The following is a 20,814-nucleotide window of genomic DNA, read 5'->3' on the forward strand; positions in this document are numbered from 1 at the left end:
CATTCGTCCTGGACAGGAGAAACATGTGACGGTCCTCATAAAGAAGTACAAGTGGCCCGCGCTGTTGGCCGCGGCCCTGGTTGTTTTCTCTGCGCTGATCTTCTTTTTAGTCAAATCCTACACGTACGATTCCGCGACCTATTTCGAATCACGGGACTTCATTCGCCAACTCAAACAAGCCGACGCCAACTGGAATGTCAAAATCCTCAGGAAGAAAATCGGCGTCAACAACAACCTGTCGCTCACCCCGCCGCCTGAAGCACAGGCTCGCTGGGAGCAATTGGAGCGCCTGAACAATTCCGGCCCGCTGGCGACCCTCTGGGCGTCGAGACGCCAAGGTTATGTGGACGCAGTCCAGAACAAGCGCTTGCTGGTGGAGCAATTCGAGCAACACAACGCCAAGCTGCGGGCATCCCTGGACGAAATGCCGACGGTAGAAGATAAGATCCAGACGTTGTTGAACGACATGAAGGCCGACGGAGAAATTGCGCGCTTGACCGCTGCCTCCAACATCCTCGACCTGACGCTGACGACCCTCGAATACGCGCTTTACGTCACGTCCGACAAAGCACAGGAAGTGCAGGACCAGTTAAACGAACTCGAATATCAGATCGAGCAACTGCCCTCCTCCTACCAGCCCACGTTTTTCTCACTGACACAGCACGTCAAGACCATCATCCAGGAACAACCGCGGGTCAACGATCTGCTGGATCGTATCAGTGTCATCCCGGTCGCCCAGGAGTTGGACAGCATCAACGAGTTGCTGAACGAAACGCAACGCAGGACTGCCGCCACGGACCGTAAATACCATATGTACCTGGCGGTATGCGCGGGCCTGATGGCGCTCTTGATGATTTACCTCGCCGTTCGGCTAGTGCGCAGTTATTCGGTCATCAACCAGATCAACCGTGAACTGCAGACTGCCAATGACAACTTGGAAGAACGCGTCCAGGAGCGCACCCGCGAGCTGAAAGCCGCCGAACGCGAATTGGTGGATGCCGCTCGCATGGCAGGCATGGCCGAAATCGCCACGAACGTGTTGCACAACGTCGGCAACGTTCTTAACAGCGTGAATATTTCGGCGGACCTGGTAACCCGCAAGTTGAAAAACAGCAAGACACAAGGGCTGGGCAAGGCGGTGAAGATGATGAACGAACATGCAACGGACCTGGGCCAGTTCATCACCGAGGACGAAAAAGGCAAGTTACTGCCCCGCTACTTCAATGAATTGGTGGACTCTGTCGCCGCCGAACAAGCGTTGCTCATCGACGAACTTGCACAACTGACCAAAAGCATCGATCACATCAAGGAAATCGTCACCACTCAACAAACCTATGCCGGGGCTGCGAGGCTGATCGAGCCGCTGAACGTCGCCGATCTGTTCGAAGATGCGCTGCGCATGAATTCGGGATCCCTGAGCCGGCATCACGTCACCGTGATCAAGGATTACCAGGACACCCCTGTGATCCTGGGCGACAAGCACCGGTTATTGCTGATCCTGATCAACCTGATCAGCAACGCCAAGTTCGCCATGTCCAACGTTGAGCATCCACGGGAAATGACGCTAGGGATCCGCATCGTGGACCAGACGACATTACACATCAGCGTCCAGGACCGTGGTGAAGGGATCTCCAGGGAAAACCAGGCCAGGATCTTCAATCATGGATTCACCACCCGCAAGGAAGGCCATGGATTTGGCCTGCACAGCTGCGCCCTGGCAGCCGTCGAGATGAATGGCCGCCTCCAGGCGTACAGCGAGGGCCCAGGACAAGGCGCCCTGTTCACTCTGGAAATCCCCCTGGAGCTCGCAGGCGCGTGAGCTGGTTGACCGCACGGCGGACATCCCTGTCCACCTGAAGGAACCGCCAGGCTACTTGATGTTCCCGGACGGAGCGCTACGGCGTCTCCTGGCAGGCAGCGCAGCGGCATAGGCCAGCGCTTCCTCCCGTGAAGTGAAGGAGCCCAGTCGATCAGCCTGGGTACAGACTCGCCAAGGTCCACTGTTTACGCTGAGTACGTCATAGCCATTGATATGCAGTTTCGTCAGCATCGCAGTACTCATGGTCATCACCTCCTGCAAAGTACCGGGTTACGCTGCCTACCTTACTCCCGGTTCGGCGATCGGTGCCTACCGGGCGTCGAGTCATTCGCTGGCACGCTGATCATTCGTGAGGCTCAATGGGAGTCCGAATCCCATAGCCAATCCCACAAACCCGGCAGGCGCACGGGCTGGGAGGTGTCGCGAACCGAGCGAGCCAAGGCCGCTCGCTCAAGGGCCCGGCGGTCGTCGTAGAAAGGCTTCGCATCGGTCCTGAGGCCGGTCTCCCTCGCGCTGTCGAGAAGGATTTGCAGGTACTCACGGGCGTGACGAGCGGTATAGCGATTGAGGTCGTGAAACGTCACGACGATGGGTATCACACCGTCCACGGTGGGCAGTTGTCCCCCGGCGATGCGCTCGCGCACTTCGGAAAGCTGGCGGGTCAGGTTCATCCGCCGCCTCGGGCTCATCGTAATACCCCAGACCTTGCCATCATTGGCGCTCAAGTCCGTCAGCAATACGTGCATACCGTGTCGCTGATAAGCGGCAAACGTGCGCCTGTCGAAACTCCAGAATGGAGGTCGTACCAGGCTTGGCGGCGCGCCTGTGATCGCAGCGATATCGTTGGCGCCGTTGCCCAGGGACTGCTCCAGTTCTGCCGGATCCAGGAAGCGATGGTTGGTGTGCCAATGGGTCGCGGTATGAAAGCCCAGCACATGGCCCTGCGAATGCTCGCGATACATGATCGAGCGGCCGATTTCGCTGCCACCGGCTCGCGGCGCCCGCGTCTGGAGGAAAAATACCGCTTTTATCCCGGGCTGCACCGGGTTCCGCGCCAAGGCGTCCAGCACCTGCATGCTCGGATTCCAGAACGACGATGCGCTGGGGCCGTCATCGAATGTCAGCAGGAATCGAATGGGGGCCTGGACGCGCAAATGCTGCTCGGTTTGCGGGGTCAATTCGATGGGCGGGCCAATGCACCCCGACAACGGTACGGCGAGCAGCGCCATGACCAGCGCCCTGGCGAAGTTGTTCATGTCTTGCCTTTATTCAATGCCACGTTACGTCGCCTTTGATCCCTGGCACCGGTGCTTTCAAGCTCACCTTGGAGAAGGTTACCCGGGTTTGGTTCCACACCGTGAGCACGGTTGTTTCGCCACCGACAGCGTCCCCTCCCCGGCCCCCGATCTTGACCGTCTGGAAATCAGATGGAATTTTCCGAACGGCTCCGTATCCATCCGTATAGGATCAATTAGGGAGGATTTATGGGCGGTCCATCGCTTTACATCATCGACTACATGCTCCATGGCGAGCCCAAGTCTTTCATCATTCGCGCTGAAGTGATGAATAACTCCGAAGCTTGGCATTGGGCCAGTTGCGACGCGGGTGTTGGGCGCATACCCAAATTCGGCAGGGAGAAGGTCAAGCGGGTTTCCAAACCCATGGCAGAGAAATATGGCATTACCGATGTGCGCTGGCGAGCCTCCGTCGCGCCATCCTGGGTCAAGGAGTCCGGCTGAACACGATATGACGCGCTCCGGTGCACCGACTGTCCAGTCGTGCGCCGGATTTCAACAGAGTCGAAATAATCCAACTACGCTTAATGCAGCGTTACCCGTCCTTGTCGACGGGTTTCGTGCTGGCTCATCCAACCTTGAAATGGAGGTGTGACATGTCCGAAAAAGAGTCCATCACCACCTTGCTCACCTTATTGGAGTCGCGCCAGGCGCGGCTGACAGCCGCCTGCAAGGAAATCGCCGACTGGGTCGACCACCAGGGCGGACACCCCGCCGCAGTTCGCATCCGCGATCGACTCAACGACATCGAGAAGGATGCCCCATCGATCCAGAGCGCCCTGTCGTCACTGAAACCGGTGGACCGTCCGTTGCCCAAGTTTCGTTGAGGATAAGTTTCGTTGAGGAAAAGCTTAGTGAATGAAACGTTTCGTTAACGACCTGCCACACCGGTTGCCCTGAACTCCACCGGCCGTAAAACCGATGGAACGACGGCGTACTTTTGCACCTCGATATTGATAGGTATCGATGCAAGAGCCGTCATAAGGGAGAACCAACATGAATGCCAGAGTCCTGCTGCTGATCGCCTGCGCCTGCCCCGCCACTGTGATGGCGCAAGGTTGTGAAGTCATCACCCGATCCCAAAGCCAGGCAGTAGCGGAAATCGAAACCCGCAGTTGCTATGAATACAAGGGCGTCCCTTCCGAATCCATCGGCTGGTCATGCAGCAACGAAAGCAAAGGAACCTTGAGCACCGAAAAGAAACCGGTCGAACGGTGTGCCGAGGGCTACGTGGCCACATGCCAGGCGAGGTTGACCCAAGAAGCGCTGGCCAACCCACACTCCACCAGCAAGGACCGAAGCGGCGGCTCGGCGAATATCCCGGACAATGCGCAGGTGACTTGGTACTACTACAGTGCGCAACAGGTCCAGCAGGCACAAAAAGACTGCGAAACCACCGGCGGCCAATGGAAAAACCGCTGACCGGGTGGTTCGCATTTCAGGGCGTCAACCCTTGCTGTGCTCTGGGGACGAAGGCGGATTCTTGACGCCCCGCGGCCCGGCCACTCCCCAGACGATCAAGCCCAACACAGGCAAGATAATCAGCAGCAGCGCCCATCCCGCCTTGGTACCGGCCGATTTGTCGCTGCGAAAGACGCTGACGATCGCCCAAAGGTCCACGAGCAATATCAACACGGCAACGGCAATCCAGAAATAACTGGCTAGTTCAGACATGGCCTCAATCCTCTTGTCAGTCTATGGATTAGGCATGACCGCGCCAGGTCCGTTCAAAGAATCTGTCTTGCTGTTGCTGTTGACGATCGTGCAGCTACACGCGCTCGTTGAGGTAGGCGACCCATTGTTCATAGGCCTCGTGTTGACGCCGGACAGCCTCGTCCCAGGCCGTCCCGGACATTTGATGGACACAGATCAACGCCATCATTTCTGATGTGGCTGTATCGAGTTCAACCAAAAGCTCATGGGATTTGACTTTGAAATCTTCAACGGTAGTCATCATTCCTCGCTTCCCCATACCAGGGCCGGCTCGTCCACCCAACATTGATACGTTTTTTCGGCGCTGATTCATTTTTGGCGATGATCGGTCGTTCGCGCGGCCCTACCTCCAGGTTTTCCAACCGCTCGTGAAATAAACGAAGCCTTTCCCCTTTCAGGGCGGTCCCATGGACATGAGCGAAAACTATTGGTTTGAACACTCCAAAGGAGCAAGGCTCAAATATTGCAGTTATATTGCACTTTAATGACAGTCGAGGCTGGACAAGGTTATGAAGATTCGAGCGACCGTCATCTGCGAAGAAGACCGCCACATTCTGCTGGTGCGAAAACCAAAAAGCCGCTGGGCGTTGCCAGGCGGAACCGTTGAGCGCGGCGAAACCCACGCCGACGCCGCTCTCAGGGAATTGGCGGAAGAAACCGGACTGAGTGCCGAGAACCTGCTTTACCTGATGCACGTCAGCGAAGGCGGTACCGAACACCACGTGTTCGAGGCTGCGGTCAATGATTCAACGGCCGCCAGGCCACAGAATGAGATCAGCGACTGTGTGTGGCACCCGTTGGATGCCATTGCCCAGTTGCAGATGAAGAAAGGCATGCGAGAGATATTAGAGGCGTTTCGGCGCAGATTGTGAGCGCTGTCGAGCTTGAGTAAGCATGGACTGTAGCGTCGGCCTGACAAAAAAACACAGAAGAGCGCACGGCGCAGTCTCTCGTTCTCTTTGTGCGCCATAGTCTTCGGCCTCTCGTCGCTCATGTATACAAGCGCATGGAATGATGGTGCCAGAAGAATAACCATCACAGGCTACAGCTATGGGTTCTACGTCTGGATGTCGGCGTTTGTATGGCTGGCGCTCTTGGCGGGCCGAAAATCCCTACAGTCGGAATACTGACAGCACACTCCCCCCAGCAGCCTCCGCCTGAAACGAAAAAGGGTTTGCATCAGCTTTCGCTCGCAAACCCTTGATCTTGGATGGTGCCCGAAGCCGGAATCGAACCGGCACGCCCTTACGAGCGGGGGATTTTAAGTCCCATGCGTCTACCAGTTTCGCCATTCGGGCGGTAGCGCGGTCAAGCCGTGCGACACTGGCAGATAGGCATCTGGCAGGATCGAGGCTGGTGCAACAGAGGGGGAAATATATACATCCCTCCCGGGTGAAGCAAGGCGGCCGATGCCCTTTTCAAGACAAAACCTTTCATTGCCCCGTAAACAAAAAAGCTCTGTAGATCATGAATCTACAGAGCTTTTTAAAAGTGGAGGCCGAAGTCGGAATCGAACCGGCGTAGGTGGATTTGCAATCCACTGCATAACCATTTTGCTATTCGGCCTCAATACGCCTGATGCAATACAACCACACCCTGCGGATAAAAACTTATCCGGATAAAGCCGCTAATAGCGAGCTATCTCCTTGAAAACATTGAAGTTTTTTACGCCTCGATGCATTCGATGGGCGCAATTATGTACTCATTTGCCTAGGCTGACAACCCCTTGATTTCAAAAAAATTTGCCAGGCGGTCGACCCCTGGGATGTTTTTCCCAGCGCAACACGGCGAGCCGAAACCAGCGGCCTCCGGCTCATCGGGAAACCCGTGACCCCAACGGAACAACCTCCTTCGCCTCGGTTCATTCGTTATGTCGTCCCCTGGATCAGCAAGGAGAACCATCATGACTGAACGACCACACTTGGTGGCGAGCCGCGCTCCGGTGCCCACCTCTTCACACCCCAATCTCGGCACGCCGGAGCGACTGGTCTCGTTGGCGGCCGGAACGTTATTGCTTGCCAACGGACTGCGCCAGGGAGGGCTCAAGGGTTGGTCGCAAGTGCTGTTTGGCGCATGCGCGGCCTGGCGTGCCTACTCCGGCACATGCAGGGTCAAGCAGGCGCTGACGCATAGCCCCTTCGAGCAGACGTTCGAACAGGACCGCGATTGGGACGGCAGCAAGGTGATATCCCGCAGCATCACGGTGGGCAAGCCGAGGGATGAGGTCTATGGGTTTTGCAGCAACCCGGCCAACCTGGGTGCTCTCATGCCCTGGGTGGACGCCATCGAGCAGATTGGCGAACGAACTTATCGCTGGGTCGCCCATGGGCCGATGGACAAGACGCTGCACTGCGACGTCGAACAGTGCGAACCCAAGGAAGGCCGCAAGCTGCACTGGATAGCCGGCCCTGACAGGCGCTTCAAACACGATATCCAGATGCATTTCAGCGATGCGCCGGCCGGTCGCGGTACGCAGATCAAAGTCATCGTGGCATGCGAAACGCCCCTCGGCACGGCCGGCTATGCCCTCGCCGCCGCCATCTCCCGGTTCTCCGACAAAGCCCTTTTGAACGTGCTGCGCAGCATCAAGCAGCAGTTGGAAACAGGCGAAATCAGCACCAACAAGATGCGCGATCCACAGACGAAGGATTTCCTCTTCGTGCACCCGGCGTCCAGCGCGACGCGAGCATCGGCCAATGACTCATCCACTGACAAAACCGAACTTGATGGAGGTACCGTCTGATGCGCGCATTGACGTGGCAAGGCCCCAATAAACTGCAAGTCGAGACGGTCGACGACCCTTCCATCCTCAACCCCCGCGATGCCATCGTCCGGGTGATCCTGTCCTCGGTGTGCGGCTCGGATTTGCACCTGCTGGGCGGCTACGTGCCAACGATGCAGGCCGGCGACATCATTGGACATGAGTTCATGGGCGAAGTGGTGGAAACCGGCTCGGCTGTCACGCAAATCAAGAAAGGCGACCGGGTCGTCACGGTGTCGATTGTCGGCTGCGGCGAATGCGAGCATTGCCAGCGCTCGGACTTTTCCTGCTGCGACAACTCCAATCCGAACCCTACCGCCACCGACATCGCCTACGGTCAACCCGCCTGCGGCATCATTGGCTACAGCCATGCGTTCGGCGGTTATGCCGGCAGCCATGCCACCTATATCCGGGTGCCTTTCGCCGACGTCAACCTGTTCACCATTCCCGAAGGCGTCAGGGACGAACAGGCTGTGTTCGTCTCCGATGCGGTGCCCACTGGTTTCTTTGCCGCCGACAACGCCGATATCCAGCCCGGCGATACGGTGGCGGTCTGGGGGTGCGGCGGGGTCGGGCTGATGGCCATGTCCAGTGCCTACCTGCTCGGCGCCGAGCGGGTGATCGCCATTGACCGCTTTGCCGATCGCCTGCGCCTGGCCGAGGAAAAGGCCGGCGCCATCGCCCTCAATTACGAAACCACCGATGTGCACGCCGCCCTGCTGGAATTGACTGGCGGCCGCGGACCGGATCGCTGCATCGATTGCGTCGGCATGGAAGCCCACGGCACCGAAGTGGATTATTTCTATGACAAGACCAAGCAGATGCTGCGCTTGCACACCGAGCGCGGAACCGTGCTGCGCCAGTCGATACGCGCGTGTCGCAAAGGTGGGACCGTATCGGTGGTCGGAGTGTACGGCGGCTTGCTGGACAAGTTCCCGATGGGGGCGATTGTCAACAAGGCACTGACCCTGCGTTCCGGCCAGCAACCGGGACAGCGCTACGTGAAGCGGCTGTTCGAACACATCCAGAAAGGCGAACTGGACCCCTCCTATCTCCTGACTCATCCCATGGGCCTGGAGCAATCGGTTGAGGGCTACGCGATGTTCAAGGAGAAACGCCAGGATTGCCTGCGGGCGGTGTTTCGGCCGGAGTGAAGGGCGATCCCGTGGCGAGGGTTTAGGCTCCCTCGCCACGGATTTGACGGACTTATGGACAGTCGCGGTGCGCCGTCATAATCGGTAACATACCGGCCTTTCCCGCAGCCTTTCTGCGCCCTGCCAAATAAGCCCATTCCATGCCTTTTGAACTCAGCGTCGACCTTTCCACCCTCGCTATCCTGGCCGTCGTGGCGTTCATCGCCGGCTTCATCGACGCCATTGCCGGCGGTGGCGGCCTGCTCACCACACCGGCCCTGTTGACCGCCGGCCTGCCGCCGCATCTGGTGTTGGGCACCAACAAGCTCAGTTCAACCTTTGGCTCGGCCACGGCCAGCTTTACGTTCTACAAGCGCAAACTGTTTCACCCGCGACAGTGGACCCACGCGCTCGTCGGCACGCTGATCGGCGCCTTGGCCGGTGCCGTCGTCGCCCATTACCTGCCCGCCGAGTGGCTGAACAAGATGTTGCCGGTGATTGTCTTTGCCTGCGGCCTGTACCTGCTGTTCGGCGGCACGCCCAAGGCACCGCTGGACAGCAACGCGCCGATCAAGAAAACCTGGCAGTCGCCGCAGGGCTTTACCCTTGGCTTCTATGACGGCGTCGCCGGTCCGGGCACTGGCGCGTTCTGGACCGTCAGCAGCCTGCTGCTCTACCCCATCGATCTGGTCAAGGCCAGTGGCGTGGCCCGCAGCATGAACTTCGTCAGCAACATCGCGGCGCTGTCGGTGTTCATCTTCTCGGGCCAGGTGGATTGGATCATCGGCTTGAGCATGGGCCTGTCGGTGATGATCGGCGCGTTCTTCGGCGCGCGCACCGCCATCAGCGGCGGCGCGAAATTCATCCGCCCGGTGTTCATCACCGTGGTGCTGGCCCTGACCGTGCGCCTAGCCTGGCAACACTGGTTCAGCATGGCCTAAGCGACGGGCCACGTAGAGGTCGATCAAATACCGGGCAATCGAGCGCGAGGCTGGAAGCGGTGGCAGGTCGTGGACGTTGAACCATTGCGCGTCTTCGATCTCGTCTTCCTGGGGCACAATGTCACCGCTGGCGTATTCGGCGTGGAAGCCCAGCATCATCGAGTGCGGAAACGGCCAACACTGGCTGCCCACATATTGGATGTTCTTCACTTCGATACTGACTTCCTCGCGGACCTCGCGAACAAGGCAGTCCTCGGCCGACTCGCCCGGCTCGGCAAACCCTGCCAAGGTGCTGTAGACGCCCGTGACGAAACGGGGCGAGCGTGCCAACAGGACTTCATCGCCACGAGTGATCAGCACGATCATGCTAGGTGAGATCCGCGGATAATGTCGCAGCTCGCAGGCATCGCAATACATCGCCCGCTCTCGCGGGACCTGGCTCATGCGCTGGCCGCAACTGCCGCAAAAACGATGCTCGCGAGCCCAGGTGCCGATCTGCGCCGCGTAGCCCAACACCTTGAACAGCGTGTGGTCGTCTTCGAGCATGAACGCCCGCAAGCCTTTCCAATTACAGCCGGGAATGTCCAGGGCGCTGTGCAGTTCCAACAGATAGACCGGCTCGCCATCGAGATGGCCGATACCGTGCTCGGCAAGGATCGACAGGTCCTGGCGCTTGAGCCAGTCGCGGGGAAACAGCGCGCCGTTGTCATCGTACAAAAAACCTTCCGGGCTGCGGGCCACGGCCCAGCCGCCGGGAAGGTCGGTGTCGAGTACTGCGGTGGTCCAGCGTGAAATCATGATCGATCAATCCAGAAATTCGGGTTTCTGTTTGCTCATATGGGCGGCCATGGCCACGCGCAGGTCATTGGATTGCAGCATGGCGGCGTTCCACGTAGCGACATATTCCAAGCCGTCGTCGATGCGGTGGTCGCGCATGTAGCTGATCATTTCCTTGGTGCCGGTAACGGCGATCGGCGACTTGGCGGCGATGTCCCGGGCGATGCCCATCACACCTTCGAGCAAGCTGGCGGTATCGCTGTAGACACGATTGACCAGGCCAATGCTGCGCGCTTCGTCGGCACCGAAGGTGCGCCCCGTATAAGCGAGTTCACGCAGCATGCCGTCCCCGATGATCCGGGGCAAGCGTTGCAAGGTGCCAACATCGGCCGCCATGCCGATGTCGATTTCCTTGATCGAGAACTGCGCGTCCTCGGCGGCGTAGCGCATGTCGCAGGCGGAAATCAGGTCGATGGCACCACCCAGGCAATAGCCCTGGACCGCCGCGAGGACCGGTTTGCGACAGTTGTCCACGGCATTGAACGAAGCTTGCAGCTGCAGGATCTTGCGCCGCAGTACCCGGGCGTTACGGCCCACATCCTTGCCCAACTCGTTGGCCACGCCGGCCAGCATCATCAGGTCGATGCCTGAAGAGAAATGCTTGCCGGCACCGCTCAAGACCACCACTCGCACTTCGTCGGTCTCGTCGATCCATTGGAAAATGTCGACGATTTCGCTCCAGAACGCCGCGTTCATGGCGTTGATCTTGTCCGGTCGATTGATTTGCACATGGGCGATGTTGTCTGCAAGTTCGACGTTGAACGCTTGGTATTGCGACATGGCAGTGTCCTTTGACCGGTTGTAAGAGGCCTGAACTATAACAAGCGATCGCGACGGGACGTAGGCAGTGCATCGGCCAAAAGCGGGACTGGCGGCCTGCGAGTAACCTGTGGCGAGGGAGCCTGCTTGCGCTTGAGTGCGCAGCGCTCATAAATTAGGGGGCCGCTACGCAGCCCAGCGGGAGCAAGCTCCATCGCCACAAAAGCCTGATGCGTTTACGGCTTGTCATCCGCCTCCAACTGCCCATCCCAACCACCGCCCAATGCGGCAATCAACTGCACACTGGCAATCAACCGGCTCTGTTGCAGGCTCAGCACGCTGCGCTCGTTGCTCAGGGCAGTGGCCTGGACGGTGACCACGTCGAGGTAGCCAATCAGCCCTGCCCTGTACTGGTTCTGCGTCAGGCGCAAAGACTCGCGCGCCGCGTCCAGGGCTTCCTGGCGGACGCGGGCTTCGTCCTCGAGCACCTTGAGCTGGATCATGTAGTTTTCGACTTCGCGGAAGCCGTCGAGCACGGTCTGGCGATAGGTGGCGACGGTCTGGTCATAGGCGGCGACGCTGCGGTCGACCTCCGCCGAGCGCTGGCCACCGTCGAACAAGGTCATCGCCAGTTGCGGGCCGACCGACCAGAAGCGGTTTGGCACGCTCACCCAATTATCATAGGTGCTGCTGCTATAGCCTCCACTCAGGCTCAGGGTCAGGTCCGGATAATAGGCCGCCTTCGCCACCCCGATATTGGCGTTGGCGGCCATGACCGAGCGCTCCGCCGACGCGATGTCCGGGCGGCGTTCGAGCAATTGCGACGGAACTGCAACCGGGACCTGCGGCAGCGCCGGGATGTCCTGGGTCTCGGCCAGGCTGAACTCGGCGGGCGGCAGGCCGATCAGCACGGCGATGGCGTTTTCGAACTGCGCGCGCTGCCAGATCAGGTCGATCAGGTCGGCCTGGGTGGTCTTGAGCTGGTTCTGCGCCTGGGCCACCGCGTCCTTGCCGGATACGCCGGCGCGGTACTGGTTTTCGGTCATTTTCAGCGAGCGTTGATAGTTGTCGACCGTGGTCTGCAACAAACGCTTCTGCTGGTCGATCACCCGCAATTGCAGGTAGTTCTGCACCAGCTCCGATTGCTGGCTCAGGCGCATCGCCGCCAGGTCGGCAAAACTGGCTTGCGCGCTGGCTTCGTCGGCTTCAAGCGTGCGGCGCAACTTGCCCCACACGTCCGCCTCCCAGCTCACGCCGGCCTGGGCGCTGTAGGTGTCGCGAATGCCGCTGGAAGAACTGCTCAGGCTCGAACTGCTGCTGCCGGTGCCCTGGCTGGAACGGGTCTTGCCAACCGTGAGATCGACCGTCGGAAAAAATGCCCCGCGCGCACTGCGCGCCAAGGCCTGGGCCTGGCGGTACTGGGCTTCGGCCTGGGCCACGGTCTGGTTGGAGGCGTTGAGTTTTTCCACCAGCTCGTTGAGACGGGTGTCAGCGTACAGCTCCCACCAGGCGCCACGGGCCAGGGCGTCGCTAGGGTTGGCCTGGCGCCAGCCTTGGGCTTCCTTGTACTGCACCGGTGCGGTGGCCGACGGGCGCTGATAATCCGGACCGATCGCGCAGGCACTGAGCAGTGCCACGCACAGCGCCAGGCTCAGGACACGCGAGCCACGGGCGGTCGCCAACGGTGCGACAAGGTTGAACAGCGTACGATCGGTCATAGCGGAGTTTCCAGGGCAGCATCAGTGCGCACCCCACGCCAGCGGTTGAAACGATGGCGCAGGTTATCGAGATAGAGGTAGACCACGGGGGTGGTGTAAAGCGTCAGGACTTGGCTGAACACCAGCCCGCCGATGATCGTCAGGCCCAGCGGCTGGCGCATTTCCGAGCCTTCGGCACCGCCGAGCAACAGCGGCAAGGCTCCGAGGATCGCCGCCAGGGTGGTCATCAGGATCGGCCTCAGCCGCAACAGGCAAGCACTGCGGATCGACTCCAACGACGTTTGGCCGGCGCGCTCCAATTGCAGCGCGAGGTCGATCATCAGGATGGCGTTTTTCTTCACCACCCCGATCAACAGGAACAACCCAAGCAGCGAGATCAGGCTGAACTCGCTGCCCAGCACGTAGATCGACAGCAACGCGCCCACCCCGGCCGAGGGCAAGGTGGACAGGATGGTCAGCGGATGTATGTAGCTCTCGTAGAGCACGCCCAGCACCAGGTACACCGCCAGCAACGCCCCGAGGATCATGAAGGGCTGGCTTTTCTGGGTCGCGGCGAATGCATCGGCGGTGCCGGCCATTTTTGCGATGACATCCTCGGGCATCCCGAGCTTGGCAATCGCCCGCTCGATCGCCGCGGTGCCCTGCTCCACCGTGACGCCTTCGGCCATGTCGAACGAAATACCTTCGGACGCGAACTGGCCTTCGTGGCTGACGCGGTCGTCTTCCAGGCTGTTTTCATAATGGGCAATCGCCGACAGCGGCACTCGCGCGCCGTCGGCGGTGATCACCTGGACCTGCTCGAGCGTATTGGGGTCCTGGGCATATTTGGGATTGACCTCCATCACCACCTGATACTGGTTGAGGCTGTCGTATATGGTCGAGATCTGCCGCTGACTGTACGCGTTGTTCAGCACCGAAGTGACCATGTCCATGTCGATGCCCAGGCGCTTGGCCTGGTCGCGGTCCACCACCAGCGTCACCTGCTGCGCCCCGCCACCGTCGCGGGCGTCGATCGCGGTCAGCTCCGGCAAGGCGCGGAAAGCGGCGACGACCTTGGGGTACCAGGTGCGCAGCGACGCCAGGTCCGCACTTTGCAGGATGTAGGAATACTGCGACGTGGTCTGCTCACGCCCGCCACCGAACTGCAGATCCTGGTCGGCCATCAGCATCAATTGGCCGCCGGGCACCTTGGGCATTTCCTTGCGCAAGCGCTCGATGACTTTCTGAGCGGAGATCCCGCGTTCCTTGATCGGCTTGAGGCGCACCAGCATGAAAGCGTTATTGGTGCCGTTGTTGCCGCCGATGAACCCCGCCACGCTCTGCACCGCTTCGTCCTTGAGCACAGCGCGACGGAAGATTTCCATCTTCGGCTGCATCACGTTGAACGACAGCCCGTCGTCGCCGCGCACGAAACCGATCAACTGGCCGGTGTCCTGCTGCGGCATGAAGGTTTTTGGCACCACCACATACAGCGCAATGTTCACTCCGATGGTCACCAACAGGCTGAACAAGGTCAGGCGACGATGGCGCAGCACCCAGTCCAGGCTACGGGCGTAACCCCGGACCATGCGCTCATTGAGGCCATGACTCCAGCGCTGCAAGCGGTTTTCCTGCCCCGGCACATGAGGCTTGAGCCATCGCGCGCAGAGCATCGGCGTGAGGGTCAGGGACACCACCAGCGAGACGACAATGGCAGCCGCCAGGGTGATGGAAAATTCGCGGAACAGACTCTCGACGATCCCGCCCATGAACAGGATCGACAGGAACACCGCCACCAGCGAGGCGTTCATTGACAACAAGGTAAAGCCCACTTCCTCGGCGCCGAGGTAGGCCGCTTTCATCGGCGGCACGCCTTCATCGATGTGCCGGGAAATGTTTTCCAGCACCACGATGGCATCATCCACCACCAGCCCCGTGGCGAGGATCAACGCCATCAGCGACAGGTTGTTCAGCGAGAATCCATAGACGTACATCACCGCGAACGTGCCCACCAGCGACACCGGCACCGCCAGCGTCGGGATCAGCGAAGCGCGGAAATTGCCGAGGAACAGGAACACCACCAGCACCACCAGGGCAACGGCGATCAGCAGGGTCATTTCCGCTTCGTGCAGGGTGGCCTTGATTACCGGCGAGCGGTCCATGGCCAGGTCCAGCTTGACGCTGGCGGGCAGTACCGCTTGCAGGGCGGGCAGTTGGTTCTTGATCTCGTTGACGGTCTCGATGATGTTGGCGCCGGCCTGGCGATTGATCACCAATAGCACGGCGGCGTCATTGTTGAAGAATCCGCTGTTATAGCGGTCCTCGACGCCATCGCTGACCTTTGCCACGTCCTTGAGCCGCAATACCGAGCCATCCTGGTAACGGATGACCAGTGTTTCGTAGTCCTTGGCTTTCTCCAACTGGTCGTTGGCCTGCACTTGCCACATGCGCTTGTCGTCTTCGACTGACCCCTTGGGTCGGCGCACATTGCTATTGGCGATCGCAGTGCGTACGTCGTCCAGCGCCACGCCGTACTGGTTGAGCAATTGCGGCTCCAGCTCGATGCGCACCGCCGGCAAGGAGCTGCCGCCAATCTGCACCTCACCGACACCCGCCACCTGGGACAGGCTCTGGGACAGGATCGTCGAGGCCAGGTCATAGAGCTGGCCTTTCTCCAACACATCGGAGGTCAGCGAAAGCACCATGATGGGCGCCTGGGACGGGTTGACCTTCTTGTAGGTGGGCATGCTGCGCATGCCACTGGGCAGCAAGTTCCGCGAGGCGTTGATGGCCGCTTGCACCTCCCGGGCCGCGCCGTTGATGTCGCGGTCCAAGTCGAATTGCAGGATCACCCGCGTCGAGCCCTGGCTCGAGCGGCTGCTCATGGTGTTGACCCCAGCGATGGCGCCGAATGAGCGTTCCAGCGGCGTCGCCACCGTGGAAGCCATCACCTCGGGGCTTGCCCCCGGTAGGTTGGCCTGGACCACGATCACCGGAAAATCCATTTGCGGCAACGGCGAAACCGGTAGCAAGCCAAAGCACACGCCGCCGAGCAGCATGATGGCGAAGCTCAGCAGCATGGTTGCTACAGGACGACGGATGAAGGGGCCGGAGAGGTTCATCGGCCACAGCCCCTTGCTTCAACGGACAGGCTTTTGTGGCGAGGGAGCTTGCTCGCGCTTGAGTGCGCAGCGCTCACAAAAGGGGCCGCCAAGCGACCCAGCGGGAGCAAGCTCCCTCGCCACGAAGAGCCTTGGCATGGCAAAAAAGCCGTCATACCCGCACCTCGTCCGCCTCAGGCCTGGCAAACCGACGCCCCAGGCGATCGAAGTACAGGTAGATCACCGGCGTGGTGAACAGCGTCAACACCTGGCTCACCAGCAACCCGCCCACCATCACCAGGCCCAACGGCTGGCGCAATTCGGCGCCGGAGCCGGTGGCAAGCATCAGCGGCACAGCGCCGAACAGCGCCGCCAGGGTGGTCATCAGGATTGGCCGGAAGCGCAACAGCGCGGCCTGATAGATGGCGGTCTGCGGGTCCATGCCCTGGTTGCGCTCGGCGTCGAGGGCAAAGTCGATCATCATGATCGCGTTCTTCTTGACGATGCCGATCAGCAGGATGATGCCAATGATCGCGATCATGCCCAGGTCGTTACCGGTCAGCATCAACGCCAGCAACGCGCCAATGGCGGCCGAGGGCAAGGTGGAAAGAATCGTGATTGGATGGATGTAGCTCTCATAGAGCACGCCCAGCACGATGTACATGGTCACCACCGCCGCCAGGATCAGCAACAAGGTGCTCGACAGCGAAGCCTGGAACGCCTGGGCCGCGCCCTGGAATTCGGTCTGCACGCCGACTGGCATGCCGATGTCCTTCTGGACCTTCTCGATGACATCGACGGCGTGCCCGAGGGCCACGCCTGGCGCCAGGTTGAACGACATCATCACCGCCGGGAACTGGCCGATGTGGGCAATTGCCAATTGCGCCTGGCGCTCCTCCACCCGTGCCAGGCTCGACAGGCGAACTTGCCCGCCGTCAGTGGTCTTGACGTGAATCTGGTCCAGCGCCTGCGGGCCGATCTTTTCCCCGGCCTGGGCTTGAAGCACCACGCGGTACTGACTGGCCTGGGTGTAGATGGTGGAAATCTGCCGCTGGCCGAAGGCGTCGTAGAGCGCATCGGTAATGTTCGACACCGACACACCCAGGCGCGATGCGGCGTCACGGTCGATCACCAAGTAGACCTGCAACCCCTTGTCCTGCAGATCACTGGCGACGTCGGTGAGTTCCGGCTGTCGGACCAGGGCTTCGACGAGCCGTCCGCTCCAGAGGCTGAGCAACTCGGCATCCGGCGACGACAGGCTGAACTGATACTGGGTGCGGCTGACCCGATCTTCGATGGTCAGGTCCTGCACCGGTTGCATGAACAGCCGGATCCCCACCAGCCGGTCCAGCTGCGGTTGCAGGCGGGCGATGATCTCGCTGGCGCTGTCGTCACGTTCGCTGTGGGGCTTGAGGTTGATCAGCAGCCGTCCACTGTTGAGCGTTGCGTTGTCGCCGTCCACGCCGATGTAGGAAGAGAGACTCTGCACCGCTGGATCGGCGAGGATGACCTTGGCCAATTGCTGCTGGCGCTCGCCCATGGCGGCGAAGGAAATCGATTGCGGCGCCTCGGAAATGCCCTGGATCACGCCCGTGTCCTGCACCGGGAAAAAGCCCTTGGGCACGGCCAGGTACAACACCACCGTCAATACGAGACTGCCCACCGCCACCAACAGCGTCAGCGGCTGGTGCTTGAGCACCCATTGCAACTTGCGTCCGTAGGCGGCGATCAACCAGTCGATCCAGGCGCCGCTGGCGCGGTAGAAGCGGCCCTGCTCCTCTTCCTTCGGCTCACGCTTGAGCAGCCGGGCGCACATCATCGGCGTCAGGGTCAGGGACACCAGCAGCGAAATCAGGATCGCCACCGCCAGGGTGATGGCGAATTCGCGGAACAGACGACCGACCACGTCCGCCATGAACAACAGCGGGATCAGCACCGCAATCAACGACAGTGTCAGGGAAATCAGGGTGAAGCCGATCTGCCTCGCGCCCTTGAGCGCTGCCTGCATCGGGCTCTCGCCCTCTTCGATATAGCGGGCGATGTTCTCCAGCATGACGATGGCATCGTCCACCACGAAACCGGTGGCGATGGTCAGGGCCATCAGGGTCAGGTTGTTGATGGAGAAGCCGGCCAGGTACATGACGCCGAACGTACCGATCAACGACAACGGCACGGCCACCGACGGAATGATCGTGGCGCTGACCCGACGCAGGAACAGGAAGGTCACCATGACCACAAGGGCGATGGCGATGAGCAATTCATGCTGAACGTCGGTGACGGAAGCACGGATGGTCTGGGTGCGGTCGGTCAGCACGGCAACGTCCAGGCCGGCCGGCAGGTTGTCGGTGATGCTCGGCAACATGGCCTTGATCCGGTCCACCACTTCGATGACGTTGGCCCCGGGCTGGCGCTGGATATTCAGGAGCACGGCCTGGTTTTCATTGGCCCAGGCGGCGAGGCGCTCGTTCTCTGCGCCATCGACGATCTCTGCGACGTCCTTGAGTCGCAGCGGCGCACCGTTGGCGTAGGCCAGGATCAACTCGGCGTAGTCCTTGGGCGAGGTCAACTGGTCGTTGGCATCGAGCATGGAGACCCGGGTCGGGCCGTCGAAATTGCCCTTGGGCTGGTTGACGTTGGAAGCGCCGATCAAGCTGCGCACGTCCGCCAGGTTCAAGCCAGCGGATGCCAGGGCTTGCGGGTTGACCTTGATCCGCACAGCCTGGCGCTGGCCACCGGCGATGGTCACCATGCCGACGCCGCTGATCTGGGCGATCTTCTGCGCCATGCGCGTGTCCACCAGGTCATTGAGCTTGGGCAACAGCATGGTCTTGGAAGTAATTGCCAGGGTCAGCACCGGGGTGTCGGCCGGGTTGACCTTGTTGTACACCGGCGGCGCCGGCAAATCGTCGGGCAGCAGATTGGTCGCCGCGTTGATCGCGGCCTGCACCTGCTGCTCGGCAACGTCCATGTTGATGTCCAGGTTGAAGCGCAGGGTAATCACCGAGGCGCCGCCGGAGCTGGTGGACGCCATCTGTGTCAGGCCGGGCATTTGTCCGAACTGGCGCTCCAGGGGCGCGGTCACGGCGCTGGTCATCACGTCAGGGCTCGCGCCCGGGTACAGCGTCATGACTCGGATGGTCGGGTAGTCGACCTGGGGTAATGCAGACACCGGCAGCAACCGATAGGCAATCAGGCCTGCCAGGACAATGGCCAGCATGCTCAGCGTGGTGGCGACCGGGCGAAGGATGAACAGTCGCGAGAGATTCATGCGCCGCCCTTTTTCGCCTTGTCGGCCACGGCCGGCTCAGTCGGGGCCGCGGCGGTCTTGCCTTGCAAGTGCTCGGTCGGCGTGGTCGGCACTTGCTGGCTGTCGTTGACCACCTCCACCTCGCTGCCCTCTTTCAAGCGGTCGGTGCCTTCGAGCACCACCCGGTCGCCGGCGGCGAGGCCTTCGGTAACGACGGTCTTGTCGCCATCGCTGGCGCCGATCTTGAGCTTCTTGATGGTGACTTTCTTGTCGCCATCCAACGCATAGACGAACGTGCCGTTGGTGCCGAACTGAATCGCAGCGGTCGGCGCGAGGACCACGCCTTTCAGCGTGTCCGCCAGCAGGCGCACGTTGACAAACTGATTGGGAAACAGCGACTGGTCGCGGTTCTCGTAGCGGGCCTTGAATTTCAAGGTGCCTGTGGTGACATCGATCTGGTTGTCCAGGCTTTGCAAGACGCCGCTGGCCTGGAGCTTCACATCGCCACGGTCCCAGGCCTCGACGGGCAGTTTCGCCCCGCTGCGATAGCGGGCGAGTACGGTTTCGAGGTTGTTTTCCGGCAGCGTGAAGGCGACGCTGATGGGTTGGGTCTGGGTTATGACGGCCAAGGCCGTGGTGTCGTTGGCCGCTACCAGATTGCCGACGTCCAGTTGACGCAAACCTACGCGGCCGCTGATCGGCGCGCGGATCCTGGTGAATTCCAGGTTGAGCTTGGCGTCGTTGACCGCCGCCTGGTTGGTCTTGACCGTGCCCTGGTATTGGCCCACCAGCGCAGCCGCGGTGTCGAGAGTCTGCTTGGCGATGCTGTCTTCAGCGTACAGGCCGCGATAACGCTCGAGGTCGACCTGGGCGTTCTTCAACTGGGCCTGGTTTTGCAGCAAGGTGCCTTCGGCCTGGAGCAAAGCGTTCTGGTACGGACGCGGATCGATCTCGGCCAGCAGATCCCCGGCCTTGACCATCTGCCCTTCTTCGAACGCGATCTTCACCAACTCGCCGCCCACGCGGCTGCGCACGTTGATGGTATTGAGCGCCGTGACCGTGCCCAGCGCCTTGTAATACAGCGGAAAATCCCCGGTGACCGCCGTTGCCACCCGAACCGGAATCGGCCCCGTCGCACCACCAAAGCCCGGTCGCATGCCGCCCGAGCGCCCCGCCTGTCCGGCCGCGCCCTTCTGCCCGGCTTCATTTTTCGAGTCGGTGCCGGCAGGCCAGAATTTCCAAGCCAGCAAGGCAACGGCCAGCACAATGAGCAGGCCGAACAGCCAGCGACGTGATTTGCGGGAAACGGAGGATTGCATTGAATGGTCAACCATTGGGCGCGTGGGGTTCTTCTACAGGAGGCTGAACGATAAGCACTGGCGGATATTTAGCAAAGCGCCTTTACCGGCAATTTACCTTGCGCTTACCTTTCGCCTACTCGGCTAAGGCTTTGAAACACAAATGAAAACGGCCTGGTCAGGCCAGGCCGTTAACAATTGTAATAAATACTT

At 60.6% G+C, this 20,814-nt stretch carries 18 protein-coding genes and 2 tRNA genes; 8 read left to right on the forward strand and 12 right to left on the reverse strand.

Annotated features, from left to right (window positions below):
- The first annotated feature begins 25 nt into the window (after positions 1 to 25).
- Positions 26 to 1,819, forward strand: a complete 1,794-nt coding sequence (locus tag JZ00_RS05870; protein ID WP_039588763.1) for a DAHL domain-containing protein — start codon at positions 26 to 28, stop codon at positions 1,817 to 1,819.
- A gap of 51 nt (positions 1,820 to 1,870) precedes the next feature.
- Here JZ00_RS05870 and JZ00_RS29955 read toward each other — a convergent pair whose 3' ends face one another.
- Both JZ00_RS29955 and JZ00_RS05875 read right to left on the reverse strand, forming a co-directional pair.
- Positions 1,871 to 2,062, reverse strand: a complete 192-nt coding sequence (locus JZ00_RS29955; protein ID WP_082112044.1) for a DUF2188 domain-containing protein — start codon at positions 2,060 to 2,062, stop codon at positions 1,871 to 1,873.
- Between the two features lie 113 nt (positions 2,063 to 2,175).
- On the reverse strand, positions 2,176 to 3,075 hold the full coding sequence (locus tag JZ00_RS05875) for a polysaccharide deacetylase family protein (protein ID WP_039588764.1): 900 nt from the start codon (positions 3,073 to 3,075) through the stop codon (positions 2,176 to 2,178).
- 228 nt (positions 3,076 to 3,303) lie between these two features.
- Here JZ00_RS05875 and JZ00_RS05880 point away from each other — a divergent pair, with 228 nt between their 5' ends.
- From JZ00_RS05880 to JZ00_RS05890, 3 genes are all read left to right on the forward strand, one after another.
- Positions 3,304 to 3,558, forward strand: a complete 255-nt coding sequence (locus JZ00_RS05880) for a DUF6555 family protein (RefSeq protein ID WP_039588765.1) — start codon at positions 3,304 to 3,306, stop codon at positions 3,556 to 3,558.
- Positions 3,559 to 3,710: 152 nt separating this feature from the next.
- Positions 3,711 to 3,941 carry a hypothetical protein gene (locus tag JZ00_RS05885; protein WP_039588766.1) on the forward strand — a complete coding sequence of 77 codons (231 nt, stop codon included), beginning with the start codon at positions 3,711 to 3,713 and terminating at the stop codon, positions 3,939 to 3,941.
- Positions 3,942 to 4,110: 169 nt separating this feature from the next.
- Complete coding sequence (locus JZ00_RS05890; RefSeq protein ID WP_039588767.1) at positions 4,111 to 4,536, forward strand: hypothetical protein; 426 nt, start codon at positions 4,111 to 4,113, stop codon at positions 4,534 to 4,536.
- 24 nt (positions 4,537 to 4,560) lie between these two features.
- Here JZ00_RS05890 and JZ00_RS05895 read toward each other — a convergent pair whose 3' ends face one another.
- The gene (locus JZ00_RS05895; RefSeq protein WP_039588768.1) at positions 4,561 to 4,788 is read right to left on the reverse strand and encodes a PLD nuclease N-terminal domain-containing protein; all 228 of its coding nucleotides are present in this window, start codon (positions 4,786 to 4,788) and stop codon (positions 4,561 to 4,563) included.
- Between the two features lie 94 nt (positions 4,789 to 4,882).
- The gene (locus tag JZ00_RS05900) at positions 4,883 to 5,071 is read right to left on the reverse strand and encodes a hypothetical protein (RefSeq protein ID WP_325917692.1); all 189 of its coding nucleotides are present in this window, start codon (positions 5,069 to 5,071) and stop codon (positions 4,883 to 4,885) included.
- A 265-nt stretch (positions 5,072 to 5,336) separates the two neighbouring features.
- Between JZ00_RS05900 and JZ00_RS05905 the strand changes: the two genes are divergently transcribed.
- Positions 5,337 to 5,699, forward strand: coding sequence for an NUDIX hydrolase (locus tag JZ00_RS05905; RefSeq protein ID WP_039588769.1), 363 nt, complete (start codon positions 5,337 to 5,339; stop codon positions 5,697 to 5,699).
- 339 nt (positions 5,700 to 6,038) lie between these two features.
- On the opposite strand, the gene JZ00_RS05910 is transcribed toward JZ00_RS05905, so the two are convergent.
- Together JZ00_RS05910 and JZ00_RS05915 are read right to left on the reverse strand one after the other, a co-directional pair.
- A tRNA-Leu gene (locus tag JZ00_RS05910) sits at positions 6,039 to 6,125 on the reverse strand.
- 194 nt (positions 6,126 to 6,319) lie between these two features.
- Positions 6,320 to 6,393: transfer RNA gene (locus JZ00_RS05915), tRNA-Cys, on the reverse strand.
- Between the two features lie 337 nt (positions 6,394 to 6,730).
- Between JZ00_RS05915 and JZ00_RS05920 the strand changes: the two genes are divergently transcribed.
- From JZ00_RS05920 to JZ00_RS05930, 3 genes are all read left to right on the forward strand, one after another.
- The gene (locus JZ00_RS05920; RefSeq protein ID WP_039588770.1) at positions 6,731 to 7,570 is read left to right on the forward strand and encodes an SRPBCC family protein; all 840 of its coding nucleotides are present in this window, start codon (positions 6,731 to 6,733) and stop codon (positions 7,568 to 7,570) included.
- On the forward strand, positions 7,570 to 8,742 hold the full coding sequence (locus tag JZ00_RS05925; RefSeq protein WP_039588771.1) for a zinc-dependent alcohol dehydrogenase: 1,173 nt from the start codon (positions 7,570 to 7,572) through the stop codon (positions 8,740 to 8,742). The genes JZ00_RS05920 and JZ00_RS05925 overlap by 1 nt, the downstream gene beginning before the upstream one ends.
- Before the next feature lie 140 nt (positions 8,743 to 8,882).
- Entirely contained in the window at positions 8,883 to 9,662 is a 780-nt protein-coding gene (locus tag JZ00_RS05930; protein WP_039588772.1) for a TSUP family transporter, read from the forward strand.
- Here the strand turns inward: JZ00_RS05930 and nudC are convergent.
- From nudC to JZ00_RS05960, 6 genes are all read right to left on the reverse strand, one after another.
- The gene (gene nudC / locus JZ00_RS05935) at positions 9,630 to 10,460 is read right to left on the reverse strand and encodes an NAD(+) diphosphatase (RefSeq protein ID WP_039588773.1); all 831 of its coding nucleotides are present in this window, start codon (positions 10,458 to 10,460) and stop codon (positions 9,630 to 9,632) included. The two genes, JZ00_RS05930 and nudC, sit on opposite strands and share 33 nt — an antisense overlap.
- Before the next feature lie 6 nt (positions 10,461 to 10,466).
- On the reverse strand, positions 10,467 to 11,279 hold the full coding sequence (locus tag JZ00_RS05940; protein WP_039588774.1) for a crotonase/enoyl-CoA hydratase family protein: 813 nt from the start codon (positions 11,277 to 11,279) through the stop codon (positions 10,467 to 10,469).
- 215 nt (positions 11,280 to 11,494) lie between these two features.
- On the reverse strand, positions 11,495 to 12,976 hold the full coding sequence (locus JZ00_RS05945) for an efflux transporter outer membrane subunit (RefSeq protein ID WP_039588775.1): 1,482 nt from the start codon (positions 12,974 to 12,976) through the stop codon (positions 11,495 to 11,497).
- Positions 12,973 to 16,077 (reverse strand): efflux RND transporter permease subunit, encoded by a 3,105-nt coding sequence (locus tag JZ00_RS05950; protein WP_039588776.1) that lies wholly within the window; start codon positions 16,075 to 16,077, stop codon positions 12,973 to 12,975. The genes JZ00_RS05945 and JZ00_RS05950 overlap by 4 nt, the downstream gene beginning before the upstream one ends.
- A gap of 151 nt (positions 16,078 to 16,228) precedes the next feature.
- On the reverse strand, positions 16,229 to 19,324 hold the full coding sequence (locus JZ00_RS05955) for an MdtB/MuxB family multidrug efflux RND transporter permease subunit (RefSeq protein WP_039588777.1): 3,096 nt from the start codon (positions 19,322 to 19,324) through the stop codon (positions 16,229 to 16,231).
- A complete protein-coding gene (locus tag JZ00_RS05960) occupies positions 19,321 to 20,637 on the reverse strand; it encodes an MdtA/MuxA family multidrug efflux RND transporter periplasmic adaptor subunit (protein ID WP_039588778.1) in 1,317 nt (438 codons plus the stop codon). The genes JZ00_RS05955 and JZ00_RS05960 overlap by 4 nt, the downstream gene beginning before the upstream one ends.
- Between the last annotated feature and the right edge of the window lie 177 nt (positions 20,638 to 20,814).

It is taken from the genome of Pseudomonas frederiksbergensis, assembly GCF_000802155.2.
Lineage (GTDB): Bacteria > Pseudomonadota > Gammaproteobacteria > Pseudomonadales > Pseudomonadaceae > Aquipseudomonas > Aquipseudomonas frederiksbergensis_A.

What these genes read in the sequence shown, in the direction of transcription:
- nudC (WP_039588773.1), bottom strand. Translation starts at nt 10,460, where the DNA reads ATGATTTCACGCTGGACCACCGCAGTACTCGACACCGACCTTCCCGGC.
- JZ00_RS05945 (WP_039588775.1), bottom strand. Translation starts at nt 12,976, where the DNA reads ATGACCGATCGTACGCTGTTCAACCTTGTCGCACCGTTGGCGACCGCC.
- JZ00_RS05880 (WP_039588765.1), top strand. Translation starts at nt 3,304, where the DNA reads ATGGGCGGTCCATCGCTTTACATCATCGACTACATGCTCCATGGCGAG.
- JZ00_RS05955 (WP_039588777.1), bottom strand. Translation starts at nt 19,324, where the DNA reads ATGAATCTCTCGCGACTGTTCATCCTTCGCCCGGTCGCCACCACGCTG.
- JZ00_RS05885 (WP_039588766.1), top strand. Translation starts at nt 3,711, where the DNA reads ATGTCCGAAAAAGAGTCCATCACCACCTTGCTCACCTTATTGGAGTCG.
- JZ00_RS05925 (WP_039588771.1), top strand. Translation starts at nt 7,570, where the DNA reads ATGCGCGCATTGACGTGGCAAGGCCCCAATAAACTGCAAGTCGAGACG.
- JZ00_RS29955 (WP_082112044.1), bottom strand. Translation starts at nt 2,062, where the DNA reads ATGAGTACTGCGATGCTGACGAAACTGCATATCAATGGCTATGACGTA.
- JZ00_RS05895 (WP_039588768.1), bottom strand. Translation starts at nt 4,788, where the DNA reads ATGTCTGAACTAGCCAGTTATTTCTGGATTGCCGTTGCCGTGTTGATA.
- JZ00_RS05875 (WP_039588764.1), bottom strand. Translation starts at nt 3,075, where the DNA reads ATGAACAACTTCGCCAGGGCGCTGGTCATGGCGCTGCTCGCCGTACCG.
- JZ00_RS05930 (WP_039588772.1), top strand. Translation starts at nt 8,883, where the DNA reads ATGCCTTTTGAACTCAGCGTCGACCTTTCCACCCTCGCTATCCTGGCC.
- JZ00_RS05960 (WP_039588778.1), bottom strand. Translation starts at nt 20,637, where the DNA reads ATGGTTGACCATTCAATGCAATCCTCCGTTTCCCGCAAATCACGTCGC.
- JZ00_RS05890 (WP_039588767.1), top strand. Translation starts at nt 4,111, where the DNA reads ATGAATGCCAGAGTCCTGCTGCTGATCGCCTGCGCCTGCCCCGCCACT.
- JZ00_RS05905 (WP_039588769.1), top strand. Translation starts at nt 5,337, where the DNA reads ATGAAGATTCGAGCGACCGTCATCTGCGAAGAAGACCGCCACATTCTG.
- JZ00_RS05900 (WP_325917692.1), bottom strand. Translation starts at nt 5,071, where the DNA reads ATGATGACTACCGTTGAAGATTTCAAAGTCAAATCCCATGAGCTTTTG.
- JZ00_RS05950 (WP_039588776.1), bottom strand. Translation starts at nt 16,077, where the DNA reads ATGAACCTCTCCGGCCCCTTCATCCGTCGTCCTGTAGCAACCATGCTG.
- JZ00_RS05940 (WP_039588774.1), bottom strand. Translation starts at nt 11,279, where the DNA reads ATGTCGCAATACCAAGCGTTCAACGTCGAACTTGCAGACAACATCGCC.
- JZ00_RS05920 (WP_039588770.1), top strand. Translation starts at nt 6,731, where the DNA reads ATGACTGAACGACCACACTTGGTGGCGAGCCGCGCTCCGGTGCCCACC.